This is a genomic window from Vibrio sp. 10N.261.54.A5, assembly GCF_041471145.1.
Lineage (GTDB): Bacteria > Pseudomonadota > Gammaproteobacteria > Enterobacterales > Vibrionaceae > Vibrio > Vibrio crassostreae_C.
Map to the genome: position 1 here is coordinate 14158 of NZ_JBFRNU010000004.1, position 15585 is coordinate 29742.

15 protein-coding genes are annotated in these 15585 nt (G+C 44.5%); 4 read left to right on the forward strand and 11 right to left on the reverse strand.

The window, feature by feature from the left end; translation table 11 throughout:
• Positions 1-10 precede the first annotated feature (10 nt).
• Entirely contained in the window at positions 11-1165 is a 1155-nt protein-coding gene (locus tag AB4329_RS00640; protein ID WP_017059943.1) for a hypothetical protein, read from the reverse strand.
• A 24-nt stretch (positions 1166-1189) separates the two neighbouring features.
• Positions 1190-1399 (reverse strand): hypothetical protein, encoded by a 210-nt coding sequence (locus AB4329_RS00645; protein WP_017059942.1) that lies wholly within the window; start codon positions 1397-1399, stop codon positions 1190-1192.
• Between the two features lie 433 nt (positions 1400-1832).
• Here AB4329_RS00645 and zur point away from each other — a divergent pair, with 433 nt between their 5' ends.
• The gene (gene zur, locus AB4329_RS00650; RefSeq protein WP_017059941.1) at positions 1833-2291 is read left to right on the forward strand and encodes a zinc uptake transcriptional repressor Zur; all 459 of its coding nucleotides are present in this window, start codon (positions 1833-1835) and stop codon (positions 2289-2291) included.
• Between the two features lie 17 nt (positions 2292-2308).
• Positions 2309-2770: a chemotaxis protein CheX gene (locus tag AB4329_RS00655; protein WP_017059940.1), complete on the forward strand. Its 462-nt coding sequence runs from the start codon at positions 2309-2311 to the stop codon at positions 2768-2770.
• Between the two features lie 153 nt (positions 2771-2923).
• Here AB4329_RS00655 and pgi read toward each other — a convergent pair whose 3' ends face one another.
• A complete protein-coding gene (pgi, locus tag AB4329_RS00660) occupies positions 2924-4576 on the reverse strand; it encodes a glucose-6-phosphate isomerase (protein WP_372137567.1) in 1653 nt (550 codons plus the stop codon).
• A gap of 326 nt (positions 4577-4902) precedes the next feature.
• Between pgi and AB4329_RS00665 the strand changes: the two genes are divergently transcribed.
• Positions 4903-5322: a secondary thiamine-phosphate synthase enzyme YjbQ gene (locus AB4329_RS00665; RefSeq protein WP_017059938.1), complete on the forward strand. Its 420-nt coding sequence runs from the start codon at positions 4903-4905 to the stop codon at positions 5320-5322.
• A gap of 117 nt (positions 5323-5439) precedes the next feature.
• Here AB4329_RS00665 and AB4329_RS00670 read toward each other — a convergent pair whose 3' ends face one another.
• Genes AB4329_RS00670 through AB4329_RS00680 form a run of 3 tightly spaced genes read right to left on the reverse strand, consistent with a single transcriptional unit; the run spans position 5440 to position 9152 of the window.
• Positions 5440-6645, reverse strand: coding sequence for a BamA/TamA family outer membrane protein (locus AB4329_RS00670; protein ID WP_372137568.1), 1206 nt, complete (start codon positions 6643-6645; stop codon positions 5440-5442).
• A gap of 23 nt (positions 6646-6668) precedes the next feature.
• Entirely contained in the window at positions 6669-7754 is a 1086-nt protein-coding gene (alr, locus tag AB4329_RS00675; protein WP_017065624.1) for an alanine racemase, read from the reverse strand.
• A 6-nt stretch (positions 7755-7760) separates the two neighbouring features.
• The gene (locus AB4329_RS00680; protein WP_016767560.1) at positions 7761-9152 is read right to left on the reverse strand and encodes a replicative DNA helicase; all 1392 of its coding nucleotides are present in this window, start codon (positions 9150-9152) and stop codon (positions 7761-7763) included.
• Positions 9153-9328: 176 nt separating this feature from the next.
• Between AB4329_RS00680 and AB4329_RS00685 the strand changes: the two genes are divergently transcribed.
• Positions 9329-10246, forward strand: a complete 918-nt coding sequence (locus AB4329_RS00685; RefSeq protein ID WP_372130422.1) for a DUF481 domain-containing protein — start codon at positions 9329-9331, stop codon at positions 10244-10246.
• Between the two features lie 180 nt (positions 10247-10426).
• Here AB4329_RS00685 and rplI read toward each other — a convergent pair whose 3' ends face one another.
• From rplI to rnr, 5 genes are all read right to left on the reverse strand, one after another.
• Positions 10427-10879 (reverse strand): 50S ribosomal protein L9, encoded by a 453-nt coding sequence (rplI, locus tag AB4329_RS00690; protein ID WP_010434182.1) that lies wholly within the window; start codon positions 10877-10879, stop codon positions 10427-10429.
• 38 nt (positions 10880-10917) lie between these two features.
• Positions 10918-11145: a 30S ribosomal protein S18 gene (gene rpsR, locus AB4329_RS00695; protein WP_000090472.1), complete on the reverse strand. Its 228-nt coding sequence runs from the start codon at positions 11143-11145 to the stop codon at positions 10918-10920.
• Between the two features lie 112 nt (positions 11146-11257).
• Complete coding sequence (gene rpsF / locus AB4329_RS00700; RefSeq protein ID WP_004741278.1) at positions 11258-11647, reverse strand: 30S ribosomal protein S6; 390 nt, start codon at positions 11645-11647, stop codon at positions 11258-11260.
• A 277-nt stretch (positions 11648-11924) separates the two neighbouring features.
• Positions 11925-12665, reverse strand: a complete 741-nt coding sequence (gene rlmB / locus AB4329_RS00705) for a 23S rRNA (guanosine(2251)-2'-O)-methyltransferase RlmB (RefSeq protein WP_017063180.1) — start codon at positions 12663-12665, stop codon at positions 11925-11927.
• A 177-nt stretch (positions 12666-12842) separates the two neighbouring features.
• The gene (rnr, locus tag AB4329_RS00710) at positions 12843-15344 is read right to left on the reverse strand and encodes a ribonuclease R (protein WP_017063179.1); all 2502 of its coding nucleotides are present in this window, start codon (positions 15342-15344) and stop codon (positions 12843-12845) included.
• Positions 15345-15585 lie beyond the last annotated feature (241 nt).

A 15585-nucleotide genomic window follows, 5' to 3' on the forward strand; every position in this document is an offset into this window, starting at 1 on the left:
CAAATCATGATTACATTATTTCATCAAATAATAATTGAATAAGCCCTTGTTCATCTGGGATGTCATACCCCTTTCGACATGGATAAGCCAAACCATCTGTGAAGTTCAAAAACGAAAAGCTATTGTCTATGCTTTCGCTCCCCTCTTCATCCTGCCATGGTTCAATAGTACTGTTCTGTTTAGTCACGATATAACCACACGAATTGACAGGCATCTCGGTCTTACGATTTAAGACTATCTTATGATTGGAATTATTGTAGTGATTTACTCGAATCTTACCGGCTAACGCTAGATATATCGCCCCTGCGGCGCCCAAAAGCAAAGTATGGCCGATAACTTTACCTGTCGCACTCGCTACGGCGATTCCAACATTAGCAGTCGCACTCGCGATGCTTTGACCTCGGTTTCCATAACGGTCTGTAGAATACACGTAATCCACGCTATGTTTTCTTTCAACGCGAGCACGTTGTCTGACAGGAGTATGGTTTATGTACTCTTGACCACCAAAAGCATCAAAGTTGTGTATTAATACCGGAACACAATGATAAGTTTCTCCATTCCAGTTCACTACACGAGCCTTCATTTGCCATGGATAATACTCTTCATCTAAATATTTCTTACATAAAGCTGGTAACAAATGGCTAAGTAACGCTGTGTTGTGATCGCTCTGCGCCATGTTGTACAGTTCTTGCGTTATTGATCGGGCTTGCTCTTGATCTCCTGATCTTGCGGCAACGATAAAGAGAATGACCTCGCCCCAAAAAGTATCGTTGATCAAGTAGTCAACCGGCAAATTATCGATTTCAATTAAAGCTCGTGGAACATCTTCATCGGACAAAGCCTCCAATACTGCAGACAAGTGATGCACGCGATCTTGAGGCTTTGCAATAGGTTCGTAATATGCGTCCCATCGTTCAACAAAGGTCTTCCAACGCATTATTTTTTTAAACTCCTCAGTTACTCCTTCCGTGGTGAGTAACTTAGGTTCAATATATTTTGCAATGTGCTTTTTATGACCGTCTCGCTTTTTCATCGCCTTTGTGTAAATTTTGCTATCAGACTTGAATAAGTGCAGTGCTAAACCATAGCTTTCATACCATTCACCAAGGTTAAGATGACTACTTTCTAATGAAGCTTTAGCCAAAGCGTCAAAATGCTTTTTCATTTTATTCCCTTCCAATTTGACGACTTAAATAAAGATAAAGGCGATGACTAAAATAATAGCTGCGGCTATAGCCAGTTTGATGTATAGCTCATTTTTTTTAACTCTTGGTTCTTCCACTTCTTCAAGCTTATCCCTCATGGCCTTAAAGTCATCCAAACGTTGTTGATAACGTTTTTCTCTTTGATTATAGATGGACAACAGTTTCAGAAATGATTCTTTGTTTACTTGCTCCACAGCTTAACTCCAAGCATTTGAAATTAAAGACTAAAACTACAATACACCATGACAAGCTCATGTTGACATGAGGGGTCAATAGTCTTCTTCTAGTCTATATTAGGCATCGATTTTAGCGAATAAGGAACAATATGCGATAAGAAATGTGATTTAAAACAGCACATTATTGTAAGAAAAATTAATTGAGCTAAATTGAACTCAAATGAAGATGTCATATCAACTTTACCTCATACTTTTTTATAAACCTATTCACCAGATCTCTAATTCAACCTCATTAATCAGTTATGCCTTGAGTCACACTGTCATTTTGAGTTACCTTGTCTTATTCAAAGTCGTGGGTCACAATACGCTCTGTACCTGACTTTAATAGAAATCATTGGCTCCCAAAACGTAGTAACCTAGAAATAAGGTTTGATTAGGGATGTCCGATTGAATGGTGAAAAATTTGGACCACACATTAATAGAGCAAGTTGAAGGGATATGCGCATCGCGAGGCGTTAGATTAACACCTCAAAGAAAGCGAGTGTTTGAGCTCATCCTCTCTAATAAAAAAGCCTCCAGTGCTTATGAATTATTAGAGCAGTTGAAAGTCAGTGAACCGCAAGCCAAGCCACCTACAGTATATCGCGCTTTGGATTTCTTGTTGGAGCAAGGTTTCATTCACAGAGTTGAGTCAACCAATAGCTTCATATGCTGCTGCTCTTGCAATGCCAACAAACATTTCTCCCAACTACTGATCTGCGATAAATGTGGCACTGTGATAGAACTGCAGGACGATGCGCTTGTCACCCTACTCGCCAGTAACGCTGAGAAGCATGGCTTTCAATTGACGAATCATGTCATTGAATCGCATGGCATTTGCCAATCTTGCTCCTCCGAGATGAAAGAATAAGATTATAGAAGAACATTATGCGCGCTGAATTTGTAAACCCGTTTTTAGCTTCTTTGATGAACGTATTAAAAACGATGGCTTCTCTAGAATTGAAGCCACAAAAACCGAGAGTTAAGAAAGATGAAATCGCTCGTGGTGATGTATCCGGCCTAATTGGTATGGTGGGTACACAATCTCGTGGCTCTATGTCGATCACCTTTGATGAAGGTCTCGCTCTCGAAATCATGGAAAACATGCTTGGTGAACGACCAAACGGCCTCAACGAAGAAGTGACCGATATGGTGGGTGAAATCACTAACATGGTGACTGGCGGTGCGAAACGTATTCTTGCGGAAAGCGGTTTTGACTTCGATATGGCAACACCAATCGTGGTTTCCGGTAAAGGTCATACGATTCGTCACAAGTGTGATGGGGCAATCATCATCATGCCTTTCTCATCTCAATGGGGTAATGCTTTCATCGAGATCTGTTTCGAATAACAGCTGTTTATTTCTAGCAGTACTGAGTATCAACTCAAAGAAGGTTGGCATCATGCCAGCCTTTTTTATTACCTGCGATTTAACCAATGCTTGCTATACAGATACAAAAGCGCCAACCCGAAGGTTGGCGTTTTTTTGGTGCTATCAACTCAATTAAGCTTTAAGCGCTTTAAATGCGTTGATTAGACCGTTAGTTGAGCTGTCGTGAGACGTTACTTGAGCATCGTCAGCAAGCTCTGGAAGAATTTGGTTTGCTAGTTGCTTACCAAGTTCTACACCCCATTGGTCGAAGCTGAAGATGTTCCAGATAACGCCTTGAACGAAGATCTTGTGCTCGTACATCGCGATTAGGTTACCTAAAGAGCGAGGGGTGATTTGCTTAACAAGAATAGAGTTCGTTGGACGGTTACCTTCAAATACTTTGAAAGGTACAAGCTCAGCCACTTCTTCAGCTGTTTTGCCAGCCGCTAGGAATTCAGCTTCCACTGTCTCTTTTGTCTTACCGAATGCTAGTGCTTCAGTTTGAGCAAAGAAATTAGACATCAACTTCTGGTGGTGATCAGATGCTGGGTTGTGGCTGATAGCAGGAGCAATAAAGTCTGATGGGATCAGCTTAGTGCCTTGGTGAATCAGTTGGTAGAAAGCGTGCTGACCGTTTGTACCTGGTTCACCCCAGATGATAGGACCAGTTTGGTATTCTACTGGATTGCCGTCACGGTCAACAAATTTACCATTCGATTCCATGTTGCCTTGTTGGAAGTAAGCCGCAAAACGGTGCATATATTGATCGTAAGGTAGAATTGCTTCTGACTCAGCGCCGTGGAAGTTGTTATACCAAATACCGATAAGCGCAAGGATTACTGGAATGTTGCTTTCAAACTCAGTTGAAGCAAAGTGGTTATCCATCTCGTGAGCACCTTCTAGTAGCTCAACGAAGTTATCGAAGCCAACAGATAGTGAGATAGAAAGACCGATTGCAGACCATAGTGAGTAACGACCACCAACCCAGTCCCAGAATTCGAACATGTTGTCAGTATCAATACCAAACTCAGCGACCGCAGTTGCGTTAGTTGATAGTGCTGCGAAGTGTTTAGCTACGTGTGCGTTGTCACCCGCTTCAGCCAAGAACCAATCACGTGCAGAGTGCGCGTTAGTCATTGTTTCTTGAGTCGTGAATGTTTTAGATGCCACTAAGAATAGCGTTGTTTCTGGGTTAAGAGGCTTAAGTGTCTCAACGATGTGAGTGCCATCTACGTTAGAAACGAAGTGCATGTTTAGGCGAGTTTTGTATGGCGTTAGTGCTTCAGTCACCATGTATGGACCAAGATCCGAACCGCCGATACCGATGTTTACAACATCAGTGATCTCTTTACCTGTGTAACCTTTCCACTCACCAGAAACGATGCGGTGTGTGAACAGTTCCATTTTTGCTAGTACAGCGTTAACTGCTGGCATTACGTCTTTGCCGTCAACCATTACTGGCTTGTCGCTACGGTTACGTAGAGCAGTGTGAAGTACTGAACGACCTTCAGTCTTGTTGATTGCATCACCACCGAACATTGCTTCGATTGCAGACTTAACTTCAGTCTCGTTCGCAAGAGCAAATAGGTGCTGCATAGTTTCAGCATCGATAAGGTTCTTAGAGTAATCCACTAAGATGTCAGAACCGAAACGAGTAGAAAAGCTCTCGAAACGCTTTGCATCTTGAGCAAACAGCTCTTTCATATCCATATCTTGAGCAGACTCAAAATGTGCCGTTAGAGCTTTCCACGCTTGTGTTTGCGTTGGGTTGATATTTTTCAACATGGTATCTATCCCGATGTTACTGTAGGTTTTATTCTAAACGTCACCTGGGTGATGAATAGAACCCCCGATTAGGCGAAAGTTTATATTTTTCTGTGATGACCAAACCGCGTCACCACTGAAAGATTCTTTGTAATTTTTTTTCACGACGTATTATGCCGCATATGAAGAGCTGTACCTTGAGATAAATCAGGATTAGATTTCCTGACAGAAGAATCGGTACAGACTCTAGCTCTAACATAATTAAATGTGAGCGATACCTGATAAATTCAAGTTCAAAAGATAGCGTTAAACCACTTTTTTTCCAAATACATTATAAAGGATGGCGTATGTGGATTCAGAAGACTATACACCTAAATGCACGAAAGCGTGGATTTCATCTCATTACTGATGAAATTGAACAACAGATACACGATATCAATTCTCTATCTGTTGGTTTATTACATCTTTTTATCCAACATACCTCTGCCAGCCTCACGCTAAACGAGAACGCTGATCCTACCGTCCGTACCGATATGGAGTCGCACTTTAATAAGTTTGTCCCAGAGCGAGCGCCCTACTACAGACACACCTATGAAGGTGATGATGACATGCCTGCCCACATTAAAGCATCGACACTTGGCACCAGTGTGACAATACCAATTAGCAATGGTCGTTTAGCTTTAGGAACATGGCAGGGTATTTACTTAGGAGAGCACCGAGATTGTGGTGGAAGCCGAACTGTGATTGCTACGATGCAAGGTGAGTAGACTGCTTGAAAACAAGATCTCCTTAATAAAAACAATATCTTGTTAATAAAAAAGAGTGATGTGTTTCCACGACCACTCTTATAAAAATAGTATTTGGCCTACTGTAGGCCGAAAGGTTTAGAAGGGCTGGTTTATCATAACCCTAAAGGCCCCTTCGTCACCACCTCGCGCCAACTCAGCACGTACAACAATACCTTCCACTTGGAAACGCACCGCGCCACCTAAGCTCCATTTCATGTCCGAGTGCAGTGTTTTGATGTCGTACTCATCGGCAACGCGCCCTAATTCAGCAAACGCTACCCATTGCCACCAAGGCAAATCGTAGTAGTTTATCAGTGGGATATCGCCAAGTGGTTGCCAGTCAGGAAGTACTCGGTACTCAGCAGAATAATGAACTGCAGAGCGACCGTGATAACGACCTCCGGTATAACCTCGTAAACGATACAAGCCACCCAATCGAGCTTGCTCCGTTTCTGGTGGGCGAGCACAATCTTGCCCAGAGCAGTTATCCCACGTTGGCGTGTCAGCGGTATAGAAATCAAATGCTAAAACTTGTTGATCGAATAAGTCCCCTAAAGGACCTAAAGCAAAGTACTGGCTATTTTGGAAGGTCCACTTAAGCCACAAGTCATCGTTAGACCAACTCTCTGCGCCAGTGGTGAACTCAAGGTTAGTGTGAGAACCTCTGGTCGGGTTGCGTGTGCTATCACTGTTATCCCAATCAAACGCCAAACTAAAGCCTGTTGCCTCCTCGGTATTATTTAAACCTTCCAACTCACGAGCAGTATAAAAAGGCGTAAATAGAATCGAACTGACACCCGATTCGATTGGCGAAGCAAAGCTCACATCTTTGATTGGCTGAAAAGCACCGAGTAAACCGTGTTCTGCAACGTTGCCCCAAGGTAGCAAATACTTAAACTCAAACTGATAGTTTTGCTCTAAGCCATCAGCAATGGTTTTGTCATCGATAGATGAATCATTATCGCCTTGAGAACCAATGTAATACGGGTTGTCGTTGAAGCGCGCTTGATACATCTGAGTGCTAAACAATACGTTCTCAGACAAGGCATAGTTAAAAGCCGATAGAAAACCGACGTAACTGTCTTTGTCTGAATAGAGTGCCATACCAAACAGAGCGGCTTGAGGTTGCCAAACACCCTTTGCGACACCCGCAACCCCAAAGGTGTTACCCATGGTTTCGGTGCTGAAGTAGAAAGGGACAAAAGCTGAATCTTTTTCTTCACTCGCAGCGGAAGAAGAAAAGCTGACACCGAGTAATGTCATTGCAGACATTAGCCAGTTTCGAGTCGTTCGCTTGAACATAATTTACTTATCAAGATCCATGATTACTTCACATATTCCATCGCAACACGCGAAGTCAGCTTAGTGACTAACTCGTAAGCGATAGTGCCGATATGTTCAGCCACTTCTTCTGAAGGTAAATCTTTACCCCACAGAGTCGCTTCATCACCCACTTTATCTGCCGCATCAGGGCCTAGATCAACCGTTAGCATGTCCATTGATACACGTCCTGCGATCGGTACTTTTCGACCGTTAACGAACACTGGAGTACCGTTAGGTGCAGTACGAGGATAACCATCACCGTAACCAATCGCGATAACACCAACCTTGGTATCACGTTCACTGGTCCAGTTTCCGCCATAACCCACACTTTCACCGGCTTTCACATCGCGAACGGCAATTAGGTGTGAGGTCAGGGTCATCACAGGCAAAAATCCAAGCTCTTGCGCTGATTTATCAACAAACGGAGAGACACCGTAAGATATGATTCCCGGACGAACCCAATCAAGGTGGCTGTCTGGCCAAGCGAGTAAACCCGCAGAGGCAGCAAGTGAACGCTCCCCTTCACAACCTTCAGTAAGCGACAAGAAAAGCTCTGTCTGTTCAACGGTGGTTGCTCTATCCAGTTCATCAGCACAACCGAAGTGGCTCATGTAACGTAGAGGTTTGGCAACATTCGCACATTGATGCAAACGCTCAACAAAGTTTTGGTATTGCTCAGGGCGAACACCTAATCGGTGCATACCACTGTCGACTTTTAGCCATACCACAACGGGTGTTTCCAAATCCGCATTCTCTAGCGCGCTTAATTGCTCTTCACAATGCACCACCGTTTGAATGTTATTGGTCACCAAGATTGGCAAATCGCCCGAAGAGTAAAATCCTTCCAGCAACAAAATAGGTTTAACAATGCCACCAGCACGAAGTTGTAACGCTTCTTCAATACGCGCCACACCAAAAGCATCAGAGCTTTTTGAATGCTTGGCTATATGCAGTAAGCCGTGTCCGTAGCCATTGGCTTTCACAACAGACATGACCTTGCACTGAGGAGCCTTCGACTTTATCTGGTTCAGGTTATGTTCGAGCGCGTTTAAGTCAATGCTCGCCGTCGCCGCTTTCATGTAAGTCATTAGCGATTACTCATCATCAAATGCAGGGCCTGCATAGTTATCAAATCGGGAGTGTTGGCCTTGGAACGTAAGACGAACAGAACCGATCGGACCGTTACGTTGCTTACCAAGGATGATCTCAGCAATGCCTTTCAAGGAACTATCTGGGTTATAAACCTCATCACGATAGATGAACATGATCAAATCGGCATCTTGCTCAATCGAACCTGATTCACGCAAATCCGAGTTTACTGGGCGCTTATCAGCACGTTGCTCTAGGGAACGGTTAAGCTGAGAAAGTGCCACAACCGGAACGTTGAGCTCTTTTGCTAACGCTTTCAATGAGCGAGAAATCTCGGCGATTTCAAGAGTACGGTTATCAGATAACGAAGGTACACGCATTAATTGAAGGTAATCTATCATGATCATAGAGATACCATCGTGTTCACGAGCGATACGTCGAGCACGAGAACGCACTTCTGTTGGCGTTAGACCCGAGCTGTCATCGATATACATATTCTTCTTATCCATCAGAATACCCATACTCGACGAGATACGAGCCCAATCTTCATCATCTAGCTGACCAGTACGAATCTTGGTTTGGTCTACGCGAGAAAGTGACGCAAGCATACGCATCATCAGCTGTTCGGCTGGCATCTCTAGCGAGAAGATTAAAACCGGTTTGTCTTGCTTCATCGCCGCGTTTTCACACAAGTTCATCGCAAATGTGGTTTTACCCATCGATGGACGAGCAGCAACAATAATTAAGTCAGAGCCTTGTAGACCTGCTGTTTTCTTGTTGAGGTCGTTGAAGCCAGTATCGACACCTGTCACACCATCTTGCGGCGTTTTGTATAGGATCTCGATACGTTCTAGCGTCTTCTCTAGAATGCTATCAACGTTTTGTGGACCTTCGTTTTCACTTGCACGGCCTTCGGCAATCGCGAAGACTTTACTTTCAGCAAGATCAACCAGCTCTTCCGAAGTACGACCTTGAGGGTCATAACCAGAATCAGCAATCTCATTCGCGACACCAATCAGGCTACGAACAAGTGCACGTTGCGCTACGATATCCGCATACGCATTGATGTTTGCGGCACTTGGTGTGTTTTTCGCTAAGTCAGCAAGGTAAGCAAAGCCACCCACTTCTTCAAGTTGCTCACGCAGCTCTAAATGTTCAGAGAGTGTAATAAGATCCAGAGGAGAACTTTCTTCAAGGATATCCTTTACCGCTTCAAAGATCAGACGGTGAGGACGGCTATAAAAGTCTTTGGCCACAACCTTTTCGGCAACTGTATCCCAGCGTTCGTTATCTAATAACAAACCGCCAATAACAGATTGCTCAGCTTCTAATGAATGTGGCGGGACCTTGATGGCGTCCACCTGATCGTTGGCTGATTTCTGACTTTTGGTATCCACTATGACTACACTCAATAACTAATAATGATCGTTCATTATACCCAAGAACATCCGTTTGTAATCCGATCCTATGAGTTTGTTTTATTCTTCAGGAAGAATTTACCTATTGCTGACGGAATTAACCAAGGGTAGCATTACGATCCTGCCATTCACTCACTGTATAACTAGAGGTATGCGTGTCCAAATTATTGGCTCTGAGCACTGGTCTTCTAAGCTCTAGTCTTCTAAGCATCGGTCTCCTGAGCGCTCCGTTGGCCTTAGCTGATGATGCTAAAGCCTCTGTTGATGCTAATACCTCTGTTGATTCTATTCTCGACTCTATAGTAGTTTCAGAACCTACTTCTGAGCCGATCGTCGTTGCACCGACACCTGAAGAAAAAGAGTTGGATATCGCACCGAGTGATACAAGTGATACAGAACTACCGAGCCCGCTAAAAACGGAAGTCGAATTTGGATATCAGTCGCATACTGGTAACTCTGATTCACGAGCGCTTAACGCACGCCTTAACGGTGAGTACACGGCTGGCCGTCATAGAACCAGTGGTGAATGGAAATACTACAACCTCTACAAAGATGGCGAAGAAGATAAAAGGCAATCGACTTACTCAGCTCAGAGTGACTACAAGTTAAGCCCTAAAACCTACCTTTACGGCAGTTTCAAAGGAGTCGACTCGAGATACAGTGCTTACTTTAAGGACTACACAATTTCGAGTGGTCTGGGTTACCAGTTTTCGAATACCGAAGAGTTTGTATTGGAAGTCGAAGTGGGCCCAGGTTTTCGTTACCAAGAGCCAAACCTCGATGAGATCGACGATGATGACATCATCTTCCCAGAGATTGTTGAAGAGGCAATTTTCCGTGGCAACGTGAATACGTCATGGCAGGTGTTGAAGAATTTGCAGCTCAAGGCAGATGTGACGCTTGTCTCTGGTCACAGTAACCTAAAGTTTGATACTGAGTTAGAAGCCATCAACGATATTACTGACAATATCGCGCTGAAGATCGCTCACTCTCGCCAGTACCACGATAAAGTGCCTGAAGGCTTAAGCAAACAAGACTCTGTTCTATCGATCAACTTGCTCTTCCAGTTCTAATCTTAGGCCACCTCTAACCTTGAGAACAACTTGTTCAGCAATAACAGCTTATGGATCACCGTAAGCTTTTTACCTACTGTAGCCCTTCCTTGTACTTTCCTATATTCCAGACATAAAAAAACACCAGCCGAAGCTGGTGTTTAAAACTTTCAAAAGAAAGAATTCGTCTTGGTACTGAAATTACTCAGCTGCAACGATAGCGATTTTCGCAGTAGCAAAAACTTCAGAGTGAAGTTGGATGCTTACTTCGAATTCGCCGATGTTACGTAGAGCGCCTTCAGGTAGGCGTACTTCGCTCTTAGCTACTGCAACACCTGCCGCTGTAATAGCGTCAGCGATGTCACGAGTACCGATAGAACCGAATAGTTTACCTTCGTCACCAGCTTTAGAAGCGATTGTAACGCCTTCTAGAGTGTTAACGCTCTCTGCACGAGCTTCAGCAGCAGCTAGTTGCTCAGCAACTTTAGCTTCTAGTTCAGCACGACGAGTTTCGAACATAGCAACGTTGTCTTTAGTTGCCATAACTGCTTTACCCTGTGGGATAAGGAAGTTACGAGCGTAACCAGATTTAACGTTTACTTGGTCGCCAAGGCCACCTAGGTTACCGATCTTATCAAGTAGAATAACTTGCATTATCTTAGTCCTCTTAAACTATTATTAACTATTACCGATTACTGATGCTTGTCAGTGTACGGTAGTAGAGCTAGGTAACGAGAACGCTTGATAGCGCGAGCTAGTTGACGCTGGTACTTAGCGCTTGTACCAGTGATACGGCTAGGTACGATTTTACCAGCTTCAGTGATGTAGTTTTTAAGAGTTGCTACGTCTTTGTAGTCAATCTCTTGTACGCCTTCTGCAGTGAAACGGCAGAATTTACGACGACGGAAGAAACGAGCCATGGGCTATCTCCTGATCTTAAATTTAGTAAAGCGGTCTTTCACAATTATCGAAATAACTATCAATGACCTAAAACAAGTTGAGAATTTTTTAAGGCGTTAAGCCAAAAAAGAATTACTCAGCAGCTGCTTCTGGTTTAGCTTCTGTACGCTCTTCGCGACGAGGAGCACGCTCTGCACGCTCTTCTTTTTGCTTAAGCATAATAGATTGCTCAGTCACAGCGCCTTTAGTGCGCATGATCATGTTACGTAGAACTGCATCGTTGAAACGGAAAGCAGTTTCTAGCTCGTCAATCACTTCTTGACCAGCTTCAACGTTCATAAGAACGTAGTGAGCTTTGTGAAGCTTGTTGATTGGGTAAGCCATTTGACGACGACCCCAGTCTTCTAGACGGTGGATAGTACCGCCAGCTTCAGTGATAGAACCAGTGTAACGCTCGATCATGCCAGCAACTTGCTCGCTTTGATCAGGGTGAACCATGAATACGATTTCGTAATGACGCATTTGGTTGCTCCTTACGGATTATTAGCTTCCACGAGTGGCCCGGTCGTCCAGAGGAAGCAAGGAACTAAAGATAAATGACCGAGTTTTAAGGACGGCAAATGTTATAGAAAGAACCCGGTATTGGCAAGCGCTATTTGGTGAATAATGAAACAGTTTTTCTGTCGCCATCTAGCCATCCGACAAACCGATGGATTTTGCTATAACAGCCTAAAAAGAAACGCCCACCAGCAAGTGGTGAGCGCTAATAAATTCATAGACTTAAAGCAGCGTTAACGCATTACTGAGCTAAACGCTGTCTTACCGCTTCGAACAGGCAAATACCCGACGCCACTGAAACGTTCAGGCTCGACACGCTACCAGCCATTGGGATCTTAATCAGATCATCACAGGTTTCACGCGTTAGACGACGCATACCGTCACCTTCAGCACCCATAACCACAGCAAGAGGGCCTGTTAACTTCGCTTGGTAGATATCATGCGTTGCTTCACCTGCGGTACCCACAAACCATACACCCTGCTCTTGCAGAGCACGCATTGTACGAGCGAGATTGGTTACACGTACTAGAGGAACGGTTTCAGCCGCACCACACGCTACCTTGCTTACCGTTGCCGTTAGCGGCGAAGAGCGGTCTTTCGGTACGATAACAGCAGCAACACCCGCGGCATCCGCATTACGCAGACAAGCACCTAGGTTGTGAGGGTCTGTTACGCCGTCTAGAACCAACAGCAAAGGCTGTTCGTGCTGCGCTAGGATATCGTCTAGGTGAGTTTCATTAAGCTGCTTAGCAGGCTTCACCTTAGCAATAAGACCTTGGTGATTCGCACCTTGTGCTTTTTCATCCAACGGCTTACGACCCATCTGTTGAATCGACACACCAAACTGTTGCAGTTGGTTCAGTAATGGAAGAAGACGCTCGTCTTGGCGACCTTTCAATACATACGCTTCGATAAAACGTGCAGGATCTTTTTCTAGTACGGCTTTCACCGCGTGAATACCGTAAATAAATTCGTTACTCATTGTCTCAAGTTACTCTTATTGCTCAGAGAAGAATGACATCAATGCCGATGCATCCCTCTCTGTGTTGTTCATTTCGAGAGTAGCGTCTTACGCCTGATACTCTCGCATTAAATTAAATCAGTTAGGCGCTAAACCTGATTAGCAGAGCGCCTTATTTAGCCTTAAGATCTATCAGTCTTAAGAGTTATCAGCCTTTGGCTTACGGCTTGCAGCACGCTTTTTCTTAGCGCGAGCTTTAGCAGCACCGGTTTTATTCGCTGGCTTTTTCTTCTTAGCAGGGCCTTCGCTGCTTCCGTCAGGTCGCTTAGTTGGCTCAACCATAGGCTTCGCTGATACACCTGGCTTATTACTCTTCACTGCTGAGCGCTTCTTGCTTTTCGCCTTTTTCATCGCTTCTGCTGCACGCTTCTTGGCTGTTTTGCCTTTGCCACGCGGCTGACGATCAGTGTCTTCTAAGTCAAAGTCGATTTGGCGAGTTTCTAAATTAACCGCAGAAACCTTCACTTTAACCGAATCACCCAAGCGGTAGATATTACCTGAGCTTTCACCCACTAGACGCTGACCAACAGCATCAAATTGGTAGTAATCATTCGCTAGCGCTGAGATGTGTACCAAGCCATCAATGTGCAGTTCAGTTAGACGAACAAAGAAGCCAAAACCAGTCACGTTGGCAATCACACCATCCATCACCTCACCGACATGGTCTTGCATGTATTCACACTTCAACCAGTCGTTTACTTCACGCGTTGCGTCATCAGCACGACGTTCAGTCATTGAACACTGCTCGCCGTAGAAGTCCATATCATCGAAAGTGTAGTGGTAACCACCAGTTGGCGTCCAACGTTCGCTGTTACGACCTTCTTCTTTCGCAATAAGGTACTTAATCGCACGGTGCAATAGCAAATCTGGGTAACGACGAATTGGCGAGGTAAAGTGAGCATAGCGTTTAAGAGCTAAACCAAAGTGACCCGCGTTATCCGCGTTGTATACCGCTTGCTTCATTGAGCGTAGCAGCATGGTTTGGATTAATTCACGATCTTCACGTTCATTAATCTGTTGCATCAGTTGTGCATAGTCTACTGGTGATGGCGACAAACCACCTTCCAGTGTTAAACCTAATTCACTTAAAAAGCTCTTGAAGCCCATTAAGCGCTCTTCGCCCGGAGTTTCGTGAACACGGTACAGAGCAGGCTCTTTCGCTTTCTCTACGTAAGATGCCGATGCGATGTTCGCCAGAATCATACACTCTTCGATGATCTTGTGTGCATCGTTACGAATTACTGGCTCAATACGGTCAATCTTACGATCCGCATTGAAGATAAACTTAGTTTCTACCGTTTCAAATTCAATCGCACCACGTTCGTCACGCGTTTTCTTAAGCACCTTATACATCTTATGAAGCTCTTCAAGATGTGGTACTTCAGGTTCGTAACGCTCACGTAATTCTTCATTGCCATCTAAGATCGCGCCTACTTTGTTATAAGTAAGACGAGCATGAGAATTCATTACCGCTTCGTAGTGCTTGTAGCCTGACAGTTTACCTTTGTCTGAGATAGTCATCTCACACACCATACATAAACGGTCTACCTGAGGGTTCAATGAACACAAACCATTTGAAAGCACTTCTGGCAGCATTGGCACGACTTGTGACGGGAAGTATACCGAGTTACCACGGTTAATCGCTTCTTTGTCTAGCGCTGTATCTGGGCGAACGTAGTAACTTACGTCAGCAATCGCTACCCATAGACGCCAGCCGCCGCCTTTCTTCGCTTCACAGTAAACCGCATCATCGAAGTCACGCGCATCTTCACCATCAATGGTAACCAATGGCAGTTTACGCAGGTCTACACGTCCTTCTTTTGCTTCTTCAGGAACATGCTCACCTAGGTTTTCGATTTGCTTATCTACCGCTTCAGGCCACTCTTGTGGGATCTGGTGAGTACGGATCGCAATCTGCGTTTCCATACCCGGCGCCATGTTTTCACCAAGAACTTCGGTTACTTTCCCCATCATGTTACGAGAACGACCACCGCGATCCGTAATTTCAATCACAACCACATTACCCATTCGAGCACCGCCTTTATGCTCAGTAGGGATCTGGATGTCGTGACTAATACGCGAATCATCAGCAACAACGTAAGAATGGCCGTACTCTAGGAAGAAGCGACCAACAAGTGGCGTTTTACGCTCTTCAAGCACACGAACCAAGCGACCTTCACGACGGCCACGCTTACTGTTGTCAGTAGGCTGAACCAATACGTAATCACCGTGCATGATGGTTTTCATCTGATGATGCGGCAGCACGATATCATTGTCTTTACCCACACTGCCGTCTGGGCGAACCCAACCATGACCGTCTTTATGACCAATCACATAGCCTTTGATCAGTTCCATCTTCTCAGGCAATGCGTAGCACTGACGACGAGTAAAGATAAGCTGTCCATCACGCTCCATTGCACGCAAACGACGACGCAGCCCTTCATATTGTTCCTCTCCAGCAAGACCCAAAGCTTCGAATAGATCGTTGCGGTTCATCGGAATATTCGCGTCTGTTAGAAACGAAATAATGAACTCTCGGCTTGGTACTGGGTTATCGTAATTTTTCGACTCTCGGTCGGCAAAAGGATCAACAGTGGTTGTCGCTGTCGTATTTTCTGACGTTGGTGTGTTTTTTGACATAGGCGGGCCTGCTTAAGCAAGGAAGGTATATACCCCTAGTATATCTGATGCTAGGGGTAAGCTACAGATATGCTTTAGAAAACACTCAAATAACCTCAGATTGATACATATCTTCACTTTGTGAAACATCGCTTCATAGACGTGGATTATCATCAAAATTTCAAGCAAACGATAAAACAAACGTTTGCGCCATGAATGAAATACACTATTATCCACGCACTTTACCAACTCCTGTTCTGGG

Coding starts and splice junctions, on each gene's coding strand:
- AB4329_RS00640 (WP_017059943.1), bottom strand. CDS start 1,165: ATGAAAAAGCATTTTGACGCTTTGGCTAAAGCTTCATTAGAAAGTAGT.
- zur (WP_017059941.1), top strand. CDS start 1,833: ATGGTGAAAAATTTGGACCACACATTAATAGAGCAAGTTGAAGGGATA.
- AB4329_RS00655 (WP_017059940.1), top strand. CDS start 2,309: ATGCGCGCTGAATTTGTAAACCCGTTTTTAGCTTCTTTGATGAACGTA.
- pgi (WP_372137567.1), bottom strand. CDS start 4,576: ATGTTGAAAAATATCAACCCAACGCAAACACAAGCGTGGAAAGCTCTA.
- AB4329_RS00665 (WP_017059938.1), top strand. CDS start 4,903: ATGTGGATTCAGAAGACTATACACCTAAATGCACGAAAGCGTGGATTT.
- AB4329_RS00670 (WP_372137568.1), bottom strand. CDS start 6,645: ATGTTCAAGCGAACGACTCGAAACTGGCTAATGTCTGCAATGACATTA.
- alr (WP_017065624.1), bottom strand. CDS start 7,754: ATGACTTACATGAAAGCGGCGACGGCGAGCATTGACTTAAACGCGCTC.
- rplI (WP_010434182.1), bottom strand. CDS start 10,879: ATGCAAGTTATTCTACTTGATAAGATCGGTAACCTAGGTGGCCTTGGC.
- rpsR (WP_000090472.1), bottom strand. CDS start 11,145: ATGGCTCGTTTCTTCCGTCGTCGTAAATTCTGCCGTTTCACTGCAGAA.
- rpsF (WP_004741278.1), bottom strand. CDS start 11,647: ATGCGTCATTACGAAATCGTATTCATGGTTCACCCTGATCAAAGCGAG.
- rlmB (WP_017063180.1), bottom strand. CDS start 12,665: ATGAGTAACGAATTTATTTACGGTATTCACGCGGTGAAAGCCGTACTA.
- rnr (WP_017063179.1), bottom strand. CDS start 15,344: ATGTCAAAAAACACACCAACGTCAGAAAATACGACAGCGACAACCACT.